At 67.7% G+C, this 16716-nt stretch carries 15 protein-coding genes; 11 read left to right on the top strand and 4 right to left on the bottom strand.

Annotated features, from left to right (window positions below; genetic code table 11):
• Positions 1-2 precede the first annotated feature (2 nt).
• The 4 genes from ACQ66H_RS15175 to ACQ66H_RS15160 all read left to right on the top strand — a co-directional run bounded on the left by ACQ66H_RS15175 (position 3) and on the right by ACQ66H_RS15160 (position 5158).
• A complete protein-coding gene (locus ACQ66H_RS15175) occupies positions 3-2591 on the top strand; it encodes a YbcC family protein (protein ID WP_430434696.1) in 2589 nt (862 codons plus the stop codon).
• A 10-nt stretch (positions 2592-2601) separates the two neighbouring features.
• Positions 2602-3552, top strand: coding sequence for a sulfate adenylyltransferase subunit CysD (gene cysD, locus ACQ66H_RS15170; protein WP_430434695.1), 951 nt, complete (start codon positions 2602-2604; stop codon positions 3550-3552).
• A gap of 38 nt (positions 3553-3590) precedes the next feature.
• A complete protein-coding gene (locus ACQ66H_RS15165) occupies positions 3591-4877 on the top strand; it encodes a sulfate adenylyltransferase subunit 1 (RefSeq protein ID WP_430434694.1) in 1287 nt (428 codons plus the stop codon).
• Between the two features lie 92 nt (positions 4878-4969).
• Positions 4970-5158, top strand: coding sequence for a YjfB family protein (locus tag ACQ66H_RS15160; protein WP_430434693.1), 189 nt, complete (start codon positions 4970-4972; stop codon positions 5156-5158).
• Positions 5159-5180: 22 nt separating this feature from the next.
• Here ACQ66H_RS15160 and ACQ66H_RS15155 read toward each other — a convergent pair whose 3' ends face one another.
• A complete protein-coding gene (locus ACQ66H_RS15155) occupies positions 5181-7718 on the bottom strand; it encodes an excinuclease ABC subunit A (protein WP_430434692.1) in 2538 nt (845 codons plus the stop codon).
• Between the two features lie 230 nt (positions 7719-7948).
• Entirely contained in the window at positions 7949-8605 is a 657-nt protein-coding gene (locus tag ACQ66H_RS15150; protein WP_232419843.1) for a PEP-CTERM sorting domain-containing protein, read from the bottom strand.
• 321 nt (positions 8606-8926) lie between these two features.
• Here ACQ66H_RS15150 and asd point away from each other — a divergent pair, with 321 nt between their 5' ends.
• The 3 genes from asd to ACQ66H_RS15135 all read left to right on the top strand — a co-directional run bounded on the left by asd (position 8927) and on the right by ACQ66H_RS15135 (position 11029).
• Positions 8927-9790 carry an archaetidylserine decarboxylase gene (gene asd, locus ACQ66H_RS15145; RefSeq protein ID WP_430434691.1) on the top strand — a complete coding sequence of 288 codons (864 nt, stop codon included), beginning with the start codon at positions 8927-8929 and terminating at the stop codon, positions 9788-9790.
• Positions 9791-9899: 109 nt separating this feature from the next.
• Positions 9900-10295, top strand: coding sequence for an MbcA/ParS/Xre antitoxin family protein (locus ACQ66H_RS15140; protein WP_019917354.1), 396 nt, complete (start codon positions 9900-9902; stop codon positions 10293-10295).
• Positions 10292-11029 carry an RES family NAD+ phosphorylase gene (locus ACQ66H_RS15135; RefSeq protein WP_019917355.1) on the top strand — a complete coding sequence of 246 codons (738 nt, stop codon included), beginning with the start codon at positions 10292-10294 and terminating at the stop codon, positions 11027-11029. Before ACQ66H_RS15140 ends, ACQ66H_RS15135 begins: the two co-directional genes overlap by 4 nt.
• Positions 11030-11031: 2 nt before the next feature.
• On the opposite strand, the gene ACQ66H_RS15130 is transcribed toward ACQ66H_RS15135, so the two are convergent.
• Positions 11032-11463: a helix-turn-helix domain-containing protein gene (locus ACQ66H_RS15130; RefSeq protein WP_430434690.1), complete on the bottom strand. Its 432-nt coding sequence runs from the start codon at positions 11461-11463 to the stop codon at positions 11032-11034.
• A gap of 75 nt (positions 11464-11538) precedes the next feature.
• On the opposite strand from ACQ66H_RS15130, the gene ACQ66H_RS15125 reads away from it, so the two are divergent.
• Positions 11539-12381 carry a class I SAM-dependent methyltransferase gene (locus tag ACQ66H_RS15125; RefSeq protein ID WP_430434689.1) on the top strand — a complete coding sequence of 281 codons (843 nt, stop codon included), beginning with the start codon at positions 11539-11541 and terminating at the stop codon, positions 12379-12381.
• A gap of 10 nt (positions 12382-12391) precedes the next feature.
• Here ACQ66H_RS15125 and ACQ66H_RS15120 read toward each other — a convergent pair whose 3' ends face one another.
• A complete protein-coding gene (locus tag ACQ66H_RS15120) occupies positions 12392-14044 on the bottom strand; it encodes a phospholipase D-like domain-containing protein (protein ID WP_430434688.1) in 1653 nt (550 codons plus the stop codon).
• Between the two features lie 167 nt (positions 14045-14211).
• Between ACQ66H_RS15120 and ACQ66H_RS15115 the strand changes: the two genes are divergently transcribed.
• From ACQ66H_RS15115 to ACQ66H_RS15105, 3 genes are all read left to right on the top strand, one after another.
• Positions 14212-15351: a WD40/YVTN/BNR-like repeat-containing protein gene (locus ACQ66H_RS15115; RefSeq protein WP_430434687.1), complete on the top strand. Its 1140-nt coding sequence runs from the start codon at positions 14212-14214 to the stop codon at positions 15349-15351.
• A complete protein-coding gene (locus tag ACQ66H_RS15110; protein WP_341928682.1) occupies positions 15348-15605 on the top strand; it encodes a MoaD/ThiS family protein in 258 nt (85 codons plus the stop codon). Before ACQ66H_RS15115 ends, ACQ66H_RS15110 begins: the two co-directional genes overlap by 4 nt.
• A gap of 88 nt (positions 15606-15693) precedes the next feature.
• The gene (locus ACQ66H_RS15105) at positions 15694-16704 is read left to right on the top strand and encodes an alpha/beta fold hydrolase (protein WP_430434686.1); all 1011 of its coding nucleotides are present in this window, start codon (positions 15694-15696) and stop codon (positions 16702-16704) included.
• Positions 16705-16716 lie beyond the last annotated feature (12 nt).

Here is a 16716-nt window from a genome sequence, read left to right as displayed (position 1 = left end):
TCATGCAGACCTCTGCCCCCGAAGCCGTCCGCAGGCAGCCGCCCTGCGACCTCGTCGCACCGATCGATGCGCCGCATGACGACCTGCTGCAGCGCCGTATCGATGCCGCCTGTTCCGCCGCCTGTGCGGCGATCGCGCCAGCCTGGCCGCTGGACCGGGCGATCGCCGTCAATCCGCACTGGTCGCGCATCGGCCACAGCGTTCGCACGGTCGCGGCACGAATGGCGGTGCTGGCCGGTATCCCGGTATTCCCGTCGCGCGAGCTTTTCCGGCAGGCCCGGCGCAGCGGTCGCATCACCGACGCCGACCTGGCGGCTGCGCTGACCTCGCTACCGCTGGGCACGACGGCCGGACTGGATCCAGTCGCCTGCGTCGCCGCGCTTGATCAGGCGCCCGAACTGCCGCGCTTGCCGCTGCTGATCGACGTGCTCGACGACGACCCGGCTCGCCATCAGCGACTGTCCTGGCGGCAGGCCATCACCCATCAGGTCAGCCAGACCTGCGCCGCCTATTTCGACGAGCATCAGGCCGACTGGCAGCCGGAGCGCAGCGGTGGGCTGTATGAATTCTGGCGCGACACGCTGAGCCACGACCACGGCATCGGCGTGCTGATGGGTCTGCCCGATCTGAGCCGGCGGCTGCACGCGCTGCCGGTTGACCGCGTCGAGGCCGAGCGCTGGGTGCTGCAGCGTCTGGGGCTGCCGGAGCAGGTCTGGGCCGACTACCTCGAAGCGGTGCTGCTGACGGTGAACGGCTGGGCATCGTGGTGTGCCTATCTCGGTTGGGAAGCCGCGCAGCGCGGCGGTGCGGACCCGCACCTGCGCGATCTGCTGGCCATCCGGCTGGCCTGGGGGGCGCTGCTGCTCGAAGGCCGCTGCGACAAGTCGGCCGAGCGCTCCTTTGTCGCGGTGCAGGCCGCCTGGGCCGAAGCGCCGGCGACACTCGCCCGCGCCGAGGACATGCTGCGCATCGATGAAATATGGCAATCGGCGCTCGACGCCGCCTACCAGCGCGATCTGGCACAGCGGCTGGCCAGCGCCAGCAGTCCGCAAGCGCTGGCTGCACCGATGACGGTGCCTGAAGTCCAGGCAGCCTTCTGCATCGACGTGCGCAGCGAGCCGATGCGCCGGGCGCTCGAAGCGGCATGGCCCGGTATCCGCACGCTCGGCTTTGCCGGCTTCTTCGGTCTGCCCATCGCCTACACGCCGTTTGCCACCGCCGCCCGCCGTCCGCAACTGCCCGGTCTGCTGGCCCCGGTGATCGAGGTGACAGACCGCATCGACACGGGCAGTGACGGCGATCCGCTCGATGTCGAGGCGGCCACGGCGCGGCAGCGTCAGTTCGCCGGTCGGCGCTCCTGGCGCTCGGCGAGTCGTTGGCCAGGCGCGGCTTTCTCCTTTGTCGAGGCGGCCGGCGTCGGCTACGTCGGCAAGCTGGCGCGCTGGCTGCATCCGTCGCGCGAGGCACGTCTTCGCGACGACCTCGACGGTCTGCCGTCGCGCTATCGCGCACTGTGCCGTCCGACCCTGGACGGGTTGGACCCCGACGCACGGGTAGTGCTGGCCGAGCGCGTGCTGCGAGCGATGGGACTGCAGCGAGAACTTGCGCCGCTGGTGCTGCTGATCGGTCACGGCAGCCAGAGCGCTAACAACGCGCACGCTGCGGCGCTCGATTGCGGTGCCTGCTGCGGCCAGACCGGCGAGGTGAATGCCCGTGCGCTGGCACGCCTGCTCAATGACGCCGGTTTGCGTGCGGCACTGGCGCAGCGCGGTATCAACATTCCGGCGCACACGGCTTTCGTCGCCGGGCTGCACAACACGACGACCGACGAGATAGAAGGTTTCGATCTCGACCTGCTGCCGGCCGACGCCCGCATGCGCTGGGAACATCTGGCGCCGGTGTTCGCTCAGGCCGGCGACCAGGTCAGGCGCGAGCGTGCTGCCAGCCTTGGCCTGGATCCGCGTGCCGGTCACGGCGAGCTGCTCGAGCGCTTGCGCCGCCGTGCCAACGATGGCGCGCAGACGCGGCCGGAGTGGGGCTTGGCCGGCAATGCCGCCTTCATCATTGCGCCGCGTGCGCGCAGTGAAGCGACCGTGCTTGGCGGGCGCACCTTCCTGCACGACTACGACAGCGCGCGCGATGCTGACGGCAGTCTGCTCGAACTGCTGATGACGGCGCCGATGCTGGTGACGCACTGGATCAACTGGCAGTACCACGCCTCGACCTGCGCGCCCGCGCACTTCGGCAGCGGCAACAAGCTGCTGCACAACGTCGTCGGCGGGCGCATTGGCGTGTTCGAAGGCAACGGTGGCGATCTGCGCATCGGCCTGTCGCGGCAGTCACTGCACGACGGCGAGCGCTGGGTGCACGAGCCGGTGCGCCTGACCGTCGCGATCGACGCGCCGGCGGCGGCCATCGAACGCGTGCTCGACAAGCATGCCGTGGTGCGCCAACTGGTCGACAACGGCTGGCTGCATCTGTGGCGCTTCGACGGCGCCCGGATGCTGCGCTACGCAGACGGTCAGTGGCTCTCGCTCCCCTTCATCTCGTGCGGCGCGGCGTCCGCACCGTCCGCCGTTTCCGTCCAGTGAGGTTCCTGTCATGAATGCACCCCTGCCCGCGCTCCGCGAAGACGCCCGGCTGTCGCATCTGGACTGGCTTGAGGCCGAAGCTATCCACATCATGCGGGAGGTGGCGGGCCAGTGCGCCCGCCCGGCGCTGCTGTTCTCAGGCGGCAAGGATTCGGTCTGCCTGCTGCGCATCGCCGAGAAGGCCTTCCGGCCCGGACGCTTTCCCTTCCCGCTGCTGCACATCGATACCGGCCACAACTACCGCGAGGTGATCGAGTTTCGCGACCGTCGCGCCGCCGAACTGGGTGAGCGGCTCATCGTGCGCTCGGTCAACGATTCGATCCACCGCGGTTCGGTCGTACTCAAGCACGCCGACGAATCGCGCAACCGGCATCAGTCGGTCACGCTGCTCGAAGCGATCGAGGAATTCGGCTTCGATGGCTGCATCGGCGGCGCGCGGCGCGACGAGGAAAAGGCGCGCGCCAAGGAACGCATCATGAGTTTCCGCGACGAGTTCGGTCAGTGGGACCCGAAGAACCAGCGGCCGGAACTGTGGAACCTCTACAACGCCCGCACCCATGCAGGCGAGCACGTGCGCGCCTTCCCGATCTCGAACTGGACCGAACTCGATGTCTGGCAGTACATCGAGCGCGAGCACCTGGCCTTGCCGAGCATCTATTTCGCGCACGAGCGCGAGGTGGTGTTGCGCAACGGCCTGCCGGTGCCTGTAAACGTGCCGCTGGCCAGCGGTGAGCTGACCAGCCTGCCACGGCCAGGGGAACAGATCGTCGTGCGGCGGGTGCGTTTCCGTACCGTCGGCGACATCTCCTGCACGGCGCCGGTCGAGTCGGAGGCCGACACGGTCGCGCGCATCGTGATCGAGACCGCGAGTACCGACCTGACGGAGCGCGGCGCGACGCGACTGGACGACCAGACCGGCGACGCGTCGATGGAACAGCGCAAGCGTGAAGGCTATTTCTGAGTACCGGTCGCACTGCGACCCGGCATCGAGGACCGCATATGAATACTTCTGAAGACAAGGGCCTGCTGCGTTTCCTGACCTGTGGCAGCGTCAACGATGGCAAGAGCACGCTGATCGGTCGCCTGCTGCACGACAGCCGGGCCATCCTCGCCGACACGCTGCAGGCGATTGAGCGCACGTCGGCACGACGCGGCATGGAAGCGATCGACCTGTCGCTGCTGACCGACGGCCTGCAGGCCGAGCGGGAGCAGGGCATCACCATCGATGTGGCCTACCGCTATTTCTCGTCGGGTCGGCGCAAGTTCATCATCGCTGACGCGCCGGGACACGAGCAGTACACGCGCAACATGGTCACCGCGGCCTCGACCGCCGATCTGGCCATCATCCTGATCGACGCGCGCCGCGGCGTGCTGACGCAGACCCGTCGCCATGCACAGCTGGCGGCGCTGCTCGGCATTCCGCAGCTGTTGGTGGCGGTGAACAAGATGGATCTGGTCGATTTCGCGCAGCCGGTGTTCGAGCGCATCCGCGACGACTTCCTCGCGTTCGCGGCCGGCGCCGGCATCGGGCCGGCGCGCTTCGTGCCGATGTCCGCCCTGCGCGGCGACATGGTGGTCGACCGTGGCGAGCACCTTCACTGGTACGACGGGCCCACGTTGATGGAGATGCTGGAAAGCGCGCCGTCAGCGGCGGCGCCGCACGCGCACCCGTTCCGCTTTCCGGTGCAGTGGGTGTGTCGGCCGCAGGACGCGGCGAATCCCGCGCTGCACGACTATCGCGGCTTCATGGGTCGGGTCGAGGCCGGCCGCATCGCGGTCGGTGACGCGGTCAGCGTGCTGCCTTCCGGCCTGCGCACGCGGGTCAAGGCCATCGAGATCGGCGGCGAAGCGCTTGCGCACGCCGGCGCCGAACAGTCGGTCGCGCTTTTGCTCGACGACGACATCGACGTGTCGCGCGGCGACATGATCGTGGCGCCCGAGCAAGCGCCGCAGGTGCTGCGCCAGATCACTGCCGACCTGTGCTGGCTGTCGGATCTGCCGATGGACCGCGCCCGCACCTATCTGATCCGCCACACGACGCGCGAGGTCAGGGCGAAGCTGGTGGCCATCGATCACCGGCTTGACGTGAACACGCTGGACCGTATGCCCGCCGAACGGCTTGTGATGAACGACATCGCCCGCGTGCGCTTCAAGCTGGCGCATCCGGTGTTCGCCGATCCCTATGTGCTGAACCGCTCGACCGGCGCTTTCGTCGTCATCGACGACAGCACCTACAACACGGTGGCCGCGGGCATGATCGTGGCGGATGCTGACGCCGCGGCGTGATGCGAGCGGCAGTGATCGGTCCGCGTTCAAGCCGGCGCGCTGCGCGTCGTTAAGACTGTCAGCGCGCCGGTTGTCGGCGCAGGAGGAATCATATGGACGTATCTTCAATCGCCAGCGCCGCCACCTCGATGTCGCAACAGAAGGTGGCCGACGCCGCCGGCACCCTGGTGCTCAGGAAGGCACTCGACATCCAGGCGTCGAACGCCGCACAGCTACTGCAGGCGCTGCCGACACCGCAGCCGGCGCCCTCCAGTCAGAACATCATCGACACCTACGCCTGACGCAGAGGTCCGACCGGACCTCTCACTCTTTTCCGCGCCCGCCTTCCAGCGCCCGCCGCAGATAGGGCGCGGTGCGGCTGCCTTTCGCTCGCGCCACGTCGGCCGGCCGCCCCTCGGCGACGATGCGCCCACCCTCGGCGCCAGCGCCCGGGCCCATGTCGATCACCCAGTCAGCCCGCGCCACCAGTCGCATGTCGTGCTCGACCAGCACCACGCTGTTGCCGCCATCGACCAGCACTTCGAGCTGGGCGAGCAGGCGTTCGACGTCGGCTGGATGCAGGCCGGTGGTCGGCTCGTCCAGCACGTACAGCGTGCCGCCTCGTCCGCTGCGCTGCAGTTCGGTGGCGAGCTTGATGCGCTGCGCCTCGCCGCCCGACAGTTCGGTCGCCGGCTGGCCCAGCCGAAGGTAGCCCAGGCCGAGCCGGCTCAGCAGCATTAGCGGGGCGAGTACCCTCGGCTCGCTGGCGAACACCTCGCAGGCCTGGTCCACGGTGAGGTCCAGCACCTCGGCGATGTTGCGTCCCTGCCAGGTCACGGCCAGCGTGGACGGGTTGTAGCGGGTGCCTTGGCATTCGGCGCAGGGCGCGTACACGCCGGGCATGAACAGCAGTTCGACGCTGACGAAGCCTTCGCCCTCGCAGGTCGGGCAGCGACCCCTGGCCACGTTGAACGAGAAGCGTCCGGCGTCGAAGCCACGCTTGCGGGCGGCGGGTGTCTGTGCGAACAGCTTGCGCACCTCGTCGAACAGGCCGGTGTAGGTGGCGAGGTTGGAGCGCGGCGTGCGGCCGATCGGCTTCTGGTCGATGCGCACCAGCCGGCGGATCGCGTCCGCGCCTTCGCCCAGCCGGCCTTCGGTCGGCGCGGTGTTCACCGGCGGCTGCTCGCCGTCGTCGTGCTCGGGCTCGGCCTCGACCACGTGGCCCAGGTGCTCCGCCACCAGTTCGACCAGGGCCTGGCTGATCAGGCTGGACTTGCCGGAGCCGGACAGGCCGGTCACCGCACACAGCACGCCGAGCGGGATGCGCGCGTCCAGCCGGTCCAGGTTGTTGCGGCTCACGTCGTGCAGCGACAGCCAGCCTGATGGCGTTCGCGGTGTGCGCGCCGGCGGCTGGTCGGACTTCAGGAAGCGCGCGGTCGCCGACGACTTTACCGTGGTCAGACCGGCGGGCGGGCCGCTGTAGACGATGTCTCCGCCCTCGGTGCCTGCGCCCGGGCCGACATCGACCACCCAGTCGGCGCGGCGGATCATGTCGAGGTCGTGCTCGACCACGAACACGCTGTTGCCCGCCTGCTTCAGCTGCAGCAGGGCGTCGAACAGCGCCTCGCCGTCGGCCGGATGCAGACCGGCGGACGGTTCGTCCAGCACATAGACGACGCCGAAAAGCTGCGAGCGCAACTGGGTGGCCAGCCTGAGCCGCTGCAGCTCACCTGGCGACAGCGTGGGCGTGCTGCGTTCCAGCGTCAGATAGCCCAGACCCAGCCGCAGCAGCACTTCGATGCGGTTGACCACTTCGCCGGCCAGCCTCTGTGCGGCGAGGCGCTTTTCCTCCGGCTGCCGGGCATCCGCCTCGCCGGCGACGGCCGGTGCGAGCAGGCGCACCACCTCGGATAGCGGCTGGCGCGACAGCGCACCGATGTCCAGCCCGGCGAAGGTGACCGCCAGCGCTTCCGGCTTGAGCCGCTTGCCGGCGCACATCGGGCAGTCGGCGGCCCGCATGTAGCGCGACACGCGTTTGCGCATCAGCGTGCTCTGCGTGCTGGCGAAGGTGTGTAGCACGTAGCGGCGGGCGCTGGTGAAGGTGCCCTGATAGCTCGGCTCCATCTTCCGCCGCAGCGCGACGCGCGTTTCCTCCGGGGTGAAGCCGGCATAGACCGGTACCACCGGCTGTTCGTCGGTGAACAGGATCCAGTCCCGCACCTTGCGCGGCAGCTTTGCCCACGGCGTGTCGATGTCGATGCCCAGGCTGACCAGGATGTCGCGCAGATTCTGACCGTGCCAGGCCGGCGGCCACGCGCTGACTGCGCCGTCACGTATGGTCAGCGACGGGTCGAGCACCAGCGTCTCTTCGCTCACCTCGAACACGCGACCCAGACCGTGGCAGTTCGGGCAGGCGCCCTGTGGCGTGTTGGGCGAGAAGTCCTCGGCCTGCAGCATGGGCTGGCGCGCGGGATAGCGGCCGGCTCGCGAATACAGCAGGCGCAGCAGGCTGGACAGCGTGGTCACGCTGCCTACCGACGAGCGCGCGCCCGGCGTGCCGCGCTGCTGCTGCAGCGCCACCGCCGGCGGCAGGCCTTCGATGCTGTTGACGTCCGGTACGCCAGCCTGATCAATCAGCCGCCGTGCATACGGCGCCACCGATTCCAGATAGCGCCGCTGCGCCTCGGCATACAGCGTGCCGAAGGCGAGCGAGGACTTGCCGGACCCGGATACACCGGAAAACGCCACCAGCGCATCGCGCGGCAGATCGACGTCGATGTCTTTCAGATTGTGTTCACTGGCACCGCGGACGCGGATGGTGGCGGAGGCGGCGAGTCGGTTGGAGGGCTGGGTCTTGCTCATGCGCGTGCGATGGAAGCTGGACGGAGACGGGGCCTGCACAGGGTACGCAAGGGCGGCCGACACCTTGCTGCAGGCAGACTGCGCCTGCGCGAAGATGTTGCCATGTCGTCGCATTGTGCCCGTCCCTGTGCCGGGCGCGTGCCGTTACCGGCCGTCCCGTGCAGGCTCCGGCGCCCGGCGCCTCGCGTGTTCCGGTGTGATGCCTCCAGCTGGCGAGGAGGCCGGCTGGTTCAGGGGCGCCGGCGGCGGCTGGCGGTCAGCAGGCATCCCAGGCCGGCCAGCCAGAGTGCGGCCGTCATCGGCTCGGGCACCGCTGTCACGTTGATGGTGATCGACTTGCCATCGAATGAACCGTCGGTTGACGAGAAGTCGTCGTATTGCGGATAGCTGTACTGCCACGACGAGCAGCTCAGCCCGCCGCCTTCGTCGCTCATGCAGGTGCGGGATGCGATCTCGCTGCCCGACGAGGTCGAGTTGGTCGCGCTCCAGCCGCCGCCGACGGCGATATCGAAGGTGCCGGCAGTCGGGAACAGCAGCGAGAAGGTCCAGCCGTTGGAATAACCGCTGCCGGGCGCTGCCGAGGGATAGTCGTTGAAGTTCTGGCCGGCGGCCTGCAGATAGACGGCCGTCACCGTTTCAGCCTCGTACCAGTACCAGTTCATCATCCATTCCTGGTACCCCTCGACCGGTGTCGGTTCGACCGGATCATTCCCGCCGTCGTTACGCGACGAGGTGTTCACGCTGAAGGACACGAAGAAATCCACCGTGCTGCCGGCCTGCACCGTGGTCTGGCTGGCGCCGAAGCTGTCGATCTGTCCGCTGGCGGACCATGCGCAGGGACTGGCGATCAGGCCGAGGCAAAGCAATGCCGAAGTGGCTCTCTTCATGTTCCGCTCCTCTTTCAATGACACCCGTGCGGCTGCACGCTGCGGCGAGCCAGCCTGGGCGTCGGGTTGGATGAAGTTATGAGCCTAGCATCGGGACATGGGCTTCGATAGCGCGTCCGACCGGCGGTGGCGATGCCGTTCTGCGACCGGCTGACCGGCAGACGGCTCGGGCACCGGTCGGTGCGGCACATGCCGGTGGCCCATGCTTCAATTAATATGCGGGGCCAGAAAATCGGGGCTTTCCTGTCGAGCAGTTCGCGGCCGTGTCGCCATCCGTCCTGCGTATCCGCCCGGGGAGGCGCCCCCACATGAGACCCGACAATGCCGTCACCTGATCTTCGTGATCGCCTTTTCGTGCTGGCCCAGCACGGCATGCCCAAGCAGGCACTGACGCGTTTCGCCGAATTCGTGGCGAATTCGCGCGCACCCTGGACCCGCGGCATCATTCCCTGGTTCATCCGCAAGTACGGCGTGGACATGAGCGAGGCGGCCCGGCCCGACCCGGCGGACTATGCCTGCTTCAACGATTTCTTCACCCGTGCGCTGCGCGAAGGTGCCCGTCCGCTGGCCGACTCGCCCTTCGTCAGCCCGGTCAACGGCACTGTGATCGACTGCGTGAAGCTCGATGGCGACACCTTGCTGCAGGTGAAGGGACACCCTTACAGCGCGCGTGCCCTGGTGGGCGGCGACGCGGCGCTGGTCGATCGATTCGACGGCGGCGAAGCGATCTCCATCTACCTGAGTCCCAAGGACTACCACCGCATTCACATGCCCTGTGCGGGCCGGCTCCGGCGCATGATCCATGTGCCGGGCAGCCTGTATTCGGTGAACCCGGCGACGGTGGCGGGCGTGCCCGGCCTGTTCGCGCGCAATGAACGTGTGGTCTGCCTGTTCGATTCGGACTTCGGCCCCTTCGTGCTGACACTGGTCGGCGCCATGGTGGTCGGCAGCATGCAGACCGTGTGGCATGGGCTGATCAATCCGCCGCGCACCGGCAAGCTGCGCGAGTGGCGTTACGACGATCAGGACATCCGGCTCGCTCGGGGCGAGGAGATGGGACGTTTCCTGCTCGGCTCGACCGTCGTCATGCTGTTCCCTCAGGGCGTGCTGCGCGCCCGTGCCGACTGGCTGCCGGGCCGTACGGTGCGCATGGGTGAGACGATGGCTGACGCGTCGCCGCGCTGACTGACGCAGCGGGTTAGACTACATTTGTTTCCATGGAAACAAATAAGGTGTGAATCGAAACAAATGGGCTATGCTTCAAGCTGATTCGATTTCACCGGGGATACCTGCCATGGGCGCCGTCGCAGACAAGGGAATCAGCGCTTCGGAAGACCGGGGCGCGCTGGCCCGCATGATCATGACCCTGCTCGACCACTGGAAGCTCGGCACCGAAGACCAGGCCGCGCTGCTGGGCATCGCCGCCAGCAACCGGGCGGCGCTGGCGCGCTACCGGCGCGGCGAGCCGATCGGCACCAGCCGCGACCAGTATGAGCGCGTCGGTCACCTGCTGGGCATACACAAGAACCTCCGCCTGCTGTTTCCTCAGAACCGCGACCTCGCTTACCGCTGGATGAGCACGCGCAACCGTGCGTTCGACAATCTCACCCCGGTCGAGGTGGTGAAGGAATGGGGCTTTGCCGGGTTGCTGATGGTGCGCGCCTACCTGGATCGGGCGCGCGGCCAGTGAGTCTCGGCGATCTGTTCGCCCGCCTTGCGCTGGCCGAGGTGCAGCGCGACGTGTTCCGCAACATCGTGTCGCTGCGCAGTTCGCAGGACCTGTTCGACGATCTCACCGACGATCCGGCCGAGTGGGCGCTGGCGCAGAAAGTGGAGAGCGACGCCAAGCCGCCGCCCTACCGTTCGCCCACTCCGGTGCTGCACCGTCCGTTCGAGGACGCCGAGTGGTTCAATGCCATCGCCTGGCCTTTCCAGAACTGGCAGGCCAGTCGCTTTTCCGACGGTCGCCACGGCGTGTGGTACGGCTCGGAGTCGGTCGATACCACGGTCTATGAGTCTGCCTGGCACTGGCGCAACGGCCTGCTGGCTGACGCCGGTTTCGAACGCGAATCGGTGGCGGCCGAGCGCAAGGTCTATGTCGTGGGCTGCGCCGCTGCGCTGCTCGACTTCCGTCCACTCACGGCCGACTGGCCGGATCTGCTGCATCCGCTCGATTACAGCTTCCCGCAGTCGGTCGGCGCGCGCATTCACCGCGAAGGTCATCCCGGCCTGGTGGTGCAGTCGGTGCGCCGGCCTGAGGGCGAGAACTTTGCGGTATTCAATCCGGCGGTGCTGTCCAGTCCGCGTCACCACCTGCAACTGACCTACCGGCTCGACGGCGAGTGCATCGTCGTCGAGAAGACGCCGGGTGTGGCTTGGTTCGGCATCGACGCGGCCGACTTCGGGCGGCGCGCTGCGGGTTGAGTTCAGACCGTTTTGCGGGGCGACGGAAGGCGTCGCGCCAGCGACTTCGATTCCGCTGCGCGCAGGATGCGGCGGAATGTCGGGCATTCCAGGTGGCTCGGCGCAGGGCAGACGGCGGCGTGACGGAGGCCGTCGCGCAGCGCGCTCAGCCTGCGTATCGTGCGTTCGAGTTCGTCGGCGCGTTCGGCCAATAGGCGGCGGTCGATGTCCAGCGTGCCGCCCGGTGCGAACATGCGGCCGATCTCGTCCAGCGAGAAGCCGGCAGCGCGGCCGATCGATATCAGCGCCAGCCGCTCCAGCACGTCGTTGCCGAATACGCGGCGCAGACCGCGCCGTCCGATCGAACGTATCAGCCCCTTTTCCTCGTAGAAACGCAGGGTCGCCGCGGTGACGCCGGCGCGTTGCGCCACTTCGGCGATATCCAGATCGCTCATGGGCTTGACCTCAAGTCAACTTGAATTTGCATAGTGCTCACACCGCACGTTGCGGGCAAGTCACGGGAGACGACGATGGATGCTTCAGATACGTGCGCCGACGCGCAGATCGCCTTGTGGAACGGTCCGGCCGCCGACGGTTGGGTGCAGGCGCAGCCGCTGCTCGATGCGCTGTTCGCGCCTTTTTCCGAACGGCTGGTCGAGGTGGCACGGACGCGCTCCGCGCGCAGCGTGATCGACATCGGCTGCGGCACCGGCGCCACCACGCTGGCGCTGGCCGAGGCGCTGGGCAGCGGGGCGCACTGTATCGGTGTCAACGTGTCGGCGCCGATGATCGCCGCGGCCCGTGCCCGCGCGCTGGCCAGCGCTTCGGCCGCACGCTTCGTCTGCGCCGACGCCGCGCGGCATGCTTTCGCGCCCGGCGTCGCCGACCTCATCGTGTCGCGCTTCGGCGTCATGTTCTTCGAGCGCCCGGTCGATGCGTTTGCTCACCTGCGCGCGGCGCTGAGCAGCGGCGGTGCGCTGCACGCCATCGTCTGGCGCGGCAGCGACGAGAACGCCTTCATGACCACCGCCGAGCGCGCCGCGGCGCCGCTGCTGCCCGGCCTGCCGGCGCGTCGCCCGGGCGCGCCGGGCCAGTTCGCCTTTGCCGACCGGACGTTCGTTGGCGAGGTGCTGGCGCACAGCGGCTGGCAGGACATCGACATCCATCCGCTCGACGTCAACTGCGCGCTGCCCGCTGCCGAGCTCGAACGCTATTTCACGCTGCTCGGCCCGGTGGGCGTAGCGCTGCGGCAGACCGACGCAGACACCCGCGCACGCGTGACCGAGGCGCTGCACGAAGCTTTCCGGCCCTACCAAGACGGCGAAACGGTGCGCTTCACGGCGGTGTGCTGGGAGATATCGGCTCGCGCATGAGCGCAGCGCTTCAGCGACCGGAGAAGCGCAGCCTGGACAGCATTTTCAGATTGCCCTTGCGGTAGTAGGCGTCCGCCCAGCTGTCGTCCGGCGACAGCGGTTTCGCCTCCTTCAGCTTCAGCAGCTTCGCGTAATAGCGGAAGCGGTAGTGCTCGTAGAAGCGCAGCACTTCCAGCCCGTAGCGGTCGGCGAGGTCGGTGTCGCCGCGGATGACGAGCACGTTCTCGTCGTTGCCGCTGCTGGCCGAGGCGCTGAGGTTGTGGCTGCCGCTGAGGATGACCGGCTGGTCGGTGGTGAAGTCGGTGACGATGGCTTTCAGGTGCACCAGCAGGTTGCCGCGCTGACCGCGCAGGCCTTCCTTGACCCAACCTTCCAGTCCGCTTGTCAGCAGTGCGGGCGTGGTGAACTCTGCGCTGCGGTCGGCGTGGAAGCCGGTGATGCGGCTGGCGCTGTTCTGGATGCCGTAGCGCAGCACCTGGTCGTTGGCCTTGCCGAGCAGGGCGTCGAGTATCGGCTCGGGCAGCGCGAAGGCGGTGGCGAACAGCAGGTCGCGTCGGGCGCCGTTAATCAGGTCGGCGAAGGCGGCAAGATCGCCGCCGCCAGAGCGCGGCGAGAAGCCGGTCCAGATGCGGCCTGTCGGCGCGACCGGGTTGTGTTCGTTGATCCATGCACGGGTGGCGGCGACGTCGCCGGGCGTCGCCCAGATCTGTTCGAACAGCGCCAGATAGTCGGCCGCCACCGCCTTGTCGTCAACGGTATGCACGACATTGGCCTGCCGGTACACGCCGTTCTCCGTGAAATTGGTACTGCCGCACAGCACAGCGCGCGGCGTGCGGACGCCGCTGCGGCTGAGCTTGCTCAGCACGATGTACTTGTGGTGAAAGATCTTAGAAGTGAGGCGAGCCCGCTTCTTCGCCTTCGGAATCGATTTCAGCGCCGCCTCGTTCTGCACCGTCTGTTCGTCGCCGGCCTTGCCGTGATAAAGCACGCGCACCTGCGCGCCGCGCCGGTGCGCAGCCCGCACGGCGCTGGCGATGGCCTTCAGTTCGTATTCATAGATCGCGATTTCCAGCGCCCAGGTCGAGTCCTTCGCGCGGGCGATGAAGGCGAGCAGCCGGTCGAGCAGACCGTTCTGCAGCCAGTCGCGCGGCGCGGCCGGCCATTTCTCGATCGGCAGGTCCTTGTTCTCCGTGCGGCTCAGCAGCGCGTCGAGCTCGGGAAACCTGCGGCCGAAGGCCTGGCTGGCGGCAACCGCCCGGTTGAACACCACACCGTGGCCCCTGGGCTTGCCGTCGTCGGTGGTGACTGCCAGTTCCAGTGACTCGCCCAATTCAGGCCGCTCGACGCTGCCGTACACCAGATGCACGCGGTAGCGGCAGCGCGTGCCGGGCGCGATGCTGTAATCGGCCCAGCGGAACTTCTGTATCGGTGCCAGATTGCTCGGGGTGGCCGCCCATTTTTCCAGCGTGTGCGCGCGGCCCGGGAAGGTGAGGCTGTTCAGCAGCCACTGCCACTTCTTCGTGCCTTCCTTCTGCTCGATCGCAAAGCCGAGCAGGCCGGCGCGTCGCGATGCGTTGACGTCCATCGCCAGCAGCACGCCGCTGGTGCCGGCGTAGGCCTTGACGCGGAAGTTGTCGCCGGCGTTGGTGACCAGTACACGCATGGGAACTCCGGGGCGATGCGATGACGTCATCTTGCGACCGGGGCGCGAAAGCTGCAACGATGGCGGCCGGCGATGTCGAAATGCCGGCGCGTGCTTCGTCAACCTGACAGTCCCGGCGTGCAGCGCTGTCTGCGCACCGGCCCCTGACGAGACAAGGAGGAGAACCCATGTCATCCCCATCCGCGGTCACCCTGCTGGTCGCCACCCGCAAAGGCGCCTGGCTCTATCACGGCGACGCCGAACGCAGGACTTGGCGGGTCGATGGCCCGCACTTCCTCGGCCACATCATCAGCCACCTGGTGCTCGATCCGCGTGACGGCCGCACGCTGCTGGCGGCGGCCAAGACCGGGCATCTCGGCCCGACCATCTTCCGCTCGACCGACTTCGGCCGCACATGGACCGAAGCGGCGCGGCCGCCAGCCTTCGCGAAGGTCGAAGGCGGCGCGGGCCGCAGCGTCGATCACACCTTTTGGCTTACGCCCGGACACGCGAGTCAGCCGGGCGTCTGGTATGCCGGCACCAGTCCGCAGGGGTTGTTCCGCTCGGAGGACGGCGGAGCGAACTGGGCGCCGTGTTCGTCGATCAATGACGACCCGCAGTACCTGAAGTGGATGGGCACGGCGCAGGACGGCACGCCCGACGGTCCGAAGCTGCACTCCATCATCATCGACCCGCGCGACCCGACGCATATGTATATGGCGATGTCGGGCGGCGGCGTGCATGAATCCTTCGACGCCGGTCGCAGCTTCGCGCCGCTGATCGACGGTCTCGAAGTGGTGGAGGGCTTCGACGTGACGCAGCCCACCTTTCACGATCCGCACTGCATCCGCCAGTGCCCGGCCAACCCGGACCGGCTCTACCAGCAGAACCACTGCGGCATCTACCGGCTCGACCGGCCGGCCACGCGCTGGCGGCGCATCGGCGGTGGCATGCCGGCCGAGGTGGGCGATATCGGTTTCCCGATGGTGGTGCACCCGCGCGATCCGGACACCGCCTGGGTGTTCCCGATGGACGGCACCGCCGTGTGGCCGCGCACCAGCCCGGGCGGGAAGCCGGCGGTATTCGTCACCCGCGATGGTGGTGAGCAATGGCAGCGTCAGGACGCCGGCTTGCCGGCGGAACAGGCCTGGTGGACGGTGAAGCGGCAGGCGATGACGGCAGACAGCCAGCCCTCGGTCGGACTTTACTTCGGCACCACCAGCGGCGAACTATGGGCGAGCAGCGACGAGGGCGCGCACTGGCACTGCATCGCGCGCCATCTGCCGGACATCTACGCGGTCGAGGTGGCTGAGCGGCCGGCCACATGAAGGTGCTGATACCGAGTGCGCTGCGTTCCTACACCGACAGCGCGCACGCTGAAGCCGACGGCGCGACGCTGGCCGAGGTGGTGGCCGCGCTCGACCTGCAGTACCCCGGCATCGCCTTCCGCATGATCGACGAGCAGGGACGGATACGCCGGCACATCCGCTTTTTCGTCGACGGACAGCAGGTGCGCGATCTGGCACAGGCAGCCGATGCCGACGGGGAACTGGTCATCGTGCAGGCGCTCAGCGGCGGCTGAACGCCGGCGTCACGCGACTCGCCTACACTGCTCCGGAACCCCGGCGGCGACCTCGCGTTGACCGGGGTGTGCCGATACGGAGAATCCAGTGTTCCTGCCCAGACTGTGCGCCTTTTTGTTCGCGGCGCTGTTGCCGCTTTCTTCCCCGGCCCGCGCCCAAGACGTGTTGACGCTGTCTTACGACGCTCGGCTCGGCGGCTATGCCTATGCGTTCGACGTGAAGTTCTTCGCGCTGTCGTCGCAGGGGCAATCGCTCGAGATGGCTTACATCCATCTTCCGGGCGACGCTGGCAAGCCGGTGGTCACCTTGCTGCATGGCAAGAACTTCAACGCCGATTACTGGGCGGGCACGGCGCGCCATCTGCAGAAGCTGGGCTACGGCGTGCTCATTCCGGACCAGATCGGTTTCGGCAAATCCTCCAAACCGGTCCATTACCAGTATTCCTTTCCGGTGCTGGCTCGCCACACCCGCGCGCTGATGACTTCGCTCGGCATCGAGCGCTCCATCGTCGTTGGCCATTCGATGGGCGGCATGCTGGCCAGCCGTTTCGCACTGATGTATCCGCAGGCGGTGCAGCGCCTGGTGCTGGTGAATCCGATCGGGCTGGAGAACTACCTGAAGTATGTCGAGCACAAGGACACCGATTTCTTTTACGGCATCGAACGGAAGCAGACGGCCGACAGCATCGCCAAGTACCAGCGCGACAACTATTACGACGGTCAGTGGAACACGCGCTACGCGGCGCTCACCCGTTTCATGATCGGGCAGACGCAGGGGCCTGACCGAGATCAGGTCGCCTGGGTCAATGCCTTGACCTACGACATGATCTTCACCCAGCCAGTTGTGACAGAGTTCGGGGATCTGTCGGTGCCGGTCAGCCTCATCATCGGCACCCGCGACCGTACCGGACCGGGCCGCAACTGGATGCGTCCTGGCGTCGAGTACGAACTGGGGCGCTACGACCGGCTGGGCCGGACGGCGGCGGCGTCGATTCCGGGCGCCGTGCTGTTCGAACTGCCGGGCCTGGGCCATATGCCGCACATCGAGAATTTCGAGGCATTCAGCAAGGTATTCGACCAGGCGATCGGCGTACAGTGACCCGAGGTCGAT

The sequence above is a fragment of the Methyloversatilis sp. genome, from assembly GCF_965284615.1.
Taxonomy (GTDB): domain Bacteria; phylum Pseudomonadota; class Gammaproteobacteria; order Burkholderiales; family Rhodocyclaceae; genus Methyloversatilis.
This window is presented reverse-complemented; position numbering and strand designations above follow the sequence as displayed.

Bases quoted from the DNA above. Each gene is read 5' to 3' on its own strand.
- ACQ66H_RS15175 (WP_430434696.1), top strand. From the start codon at position 3: ATGCAGACCTCTGCCCCCGAAGCCGTCCGCAGGCAGCCGCCCTGCGAC.
- cysD (WP_430434695.1), top strand. From the start codon at position 2,602: ATGAATGCACCCCTGCCCGCGCTCCGCGAAGACGCCCGGCTGTCGCAT.
- ACQ66H_RS15165 (WP_430434694.1), top strand. From the start codon at position 3,591: ATGAATACTTCTGAAGACAAGGGCCTGCTGCGTTTCCTGACCTGTGGC.
- ACQ66H_RS15160 (WP_430434693.1), top strand. From the start codon at position 4,970: ATGGACGTATCTTCAATCGCCAGCGCCGCCACCTCGATGTCGCAACAG.
- ACQ66H_RS15155 (WP_430434692.1), bottom strand. From the start codon at position 7,718: ATGAGCAAGACCCAGCCCTCCAACCGACTCGCCGCCTCCGCCACCATC.
- ACQ66H_RS15150 (WP_232419843.1), bottom strand. From the start codon at position 8,605: ATGAAGAGAGCCACTTCGGCATTGCTTTGCCTCGGCCTGATCGCCAGT.
- asd (WP_430434691.1), top strand. From the start codon at position 8,927: ATGCCGTCACCTGATCTTCGTGATCGCCTTTTCGTGCTGGCCCAGCAC.
- ACQ66H_RS15140 (WP_019917354.1), top strand. From the start codon at position 9,900: ATGGGCGCCGTCGCAGACAAGGGAATCAGCGCTTCGGAAGACCGGGGC.
- ACQ66H_RS15130 (WP_430434690.1), bottom strand. From the start codon at position 11,463: ATGAGCGATCTGGATATCGCCGAAGTGGCGCAACGCGCCGGCGTCACC.
- ACQ66H_RS15125 (WP_430434689.1), top strand. From the start codon at position 11,539: ATGGATGCTTCAGATACGTGCGCCGACGCGCAGATCGCCTTGTGGAAC.
- ACQ66H_RS15120 (WP_430434688.1), bottom strand. From the start codon at position 14,044: ATGCGTGTACTGGTCACCAACGCCGGCGACAACTTCCGCGTCAAGGCC.
- ACQ66H_RS15115 (WP_430434687.1), top strand. From the start codon at position 14,212: ATGTCATCCCCATCCGCGGTCACCCTGCTGGTCGCCACCCGCAAAGGC.
- ACQ66H_RS15110 (WP_341928682.1), top strand. From the start codon at position 15,348: ATGAAGGTGCTGATACCGAGTGCGCTGCGTTCCTACACCGACAGCGCG.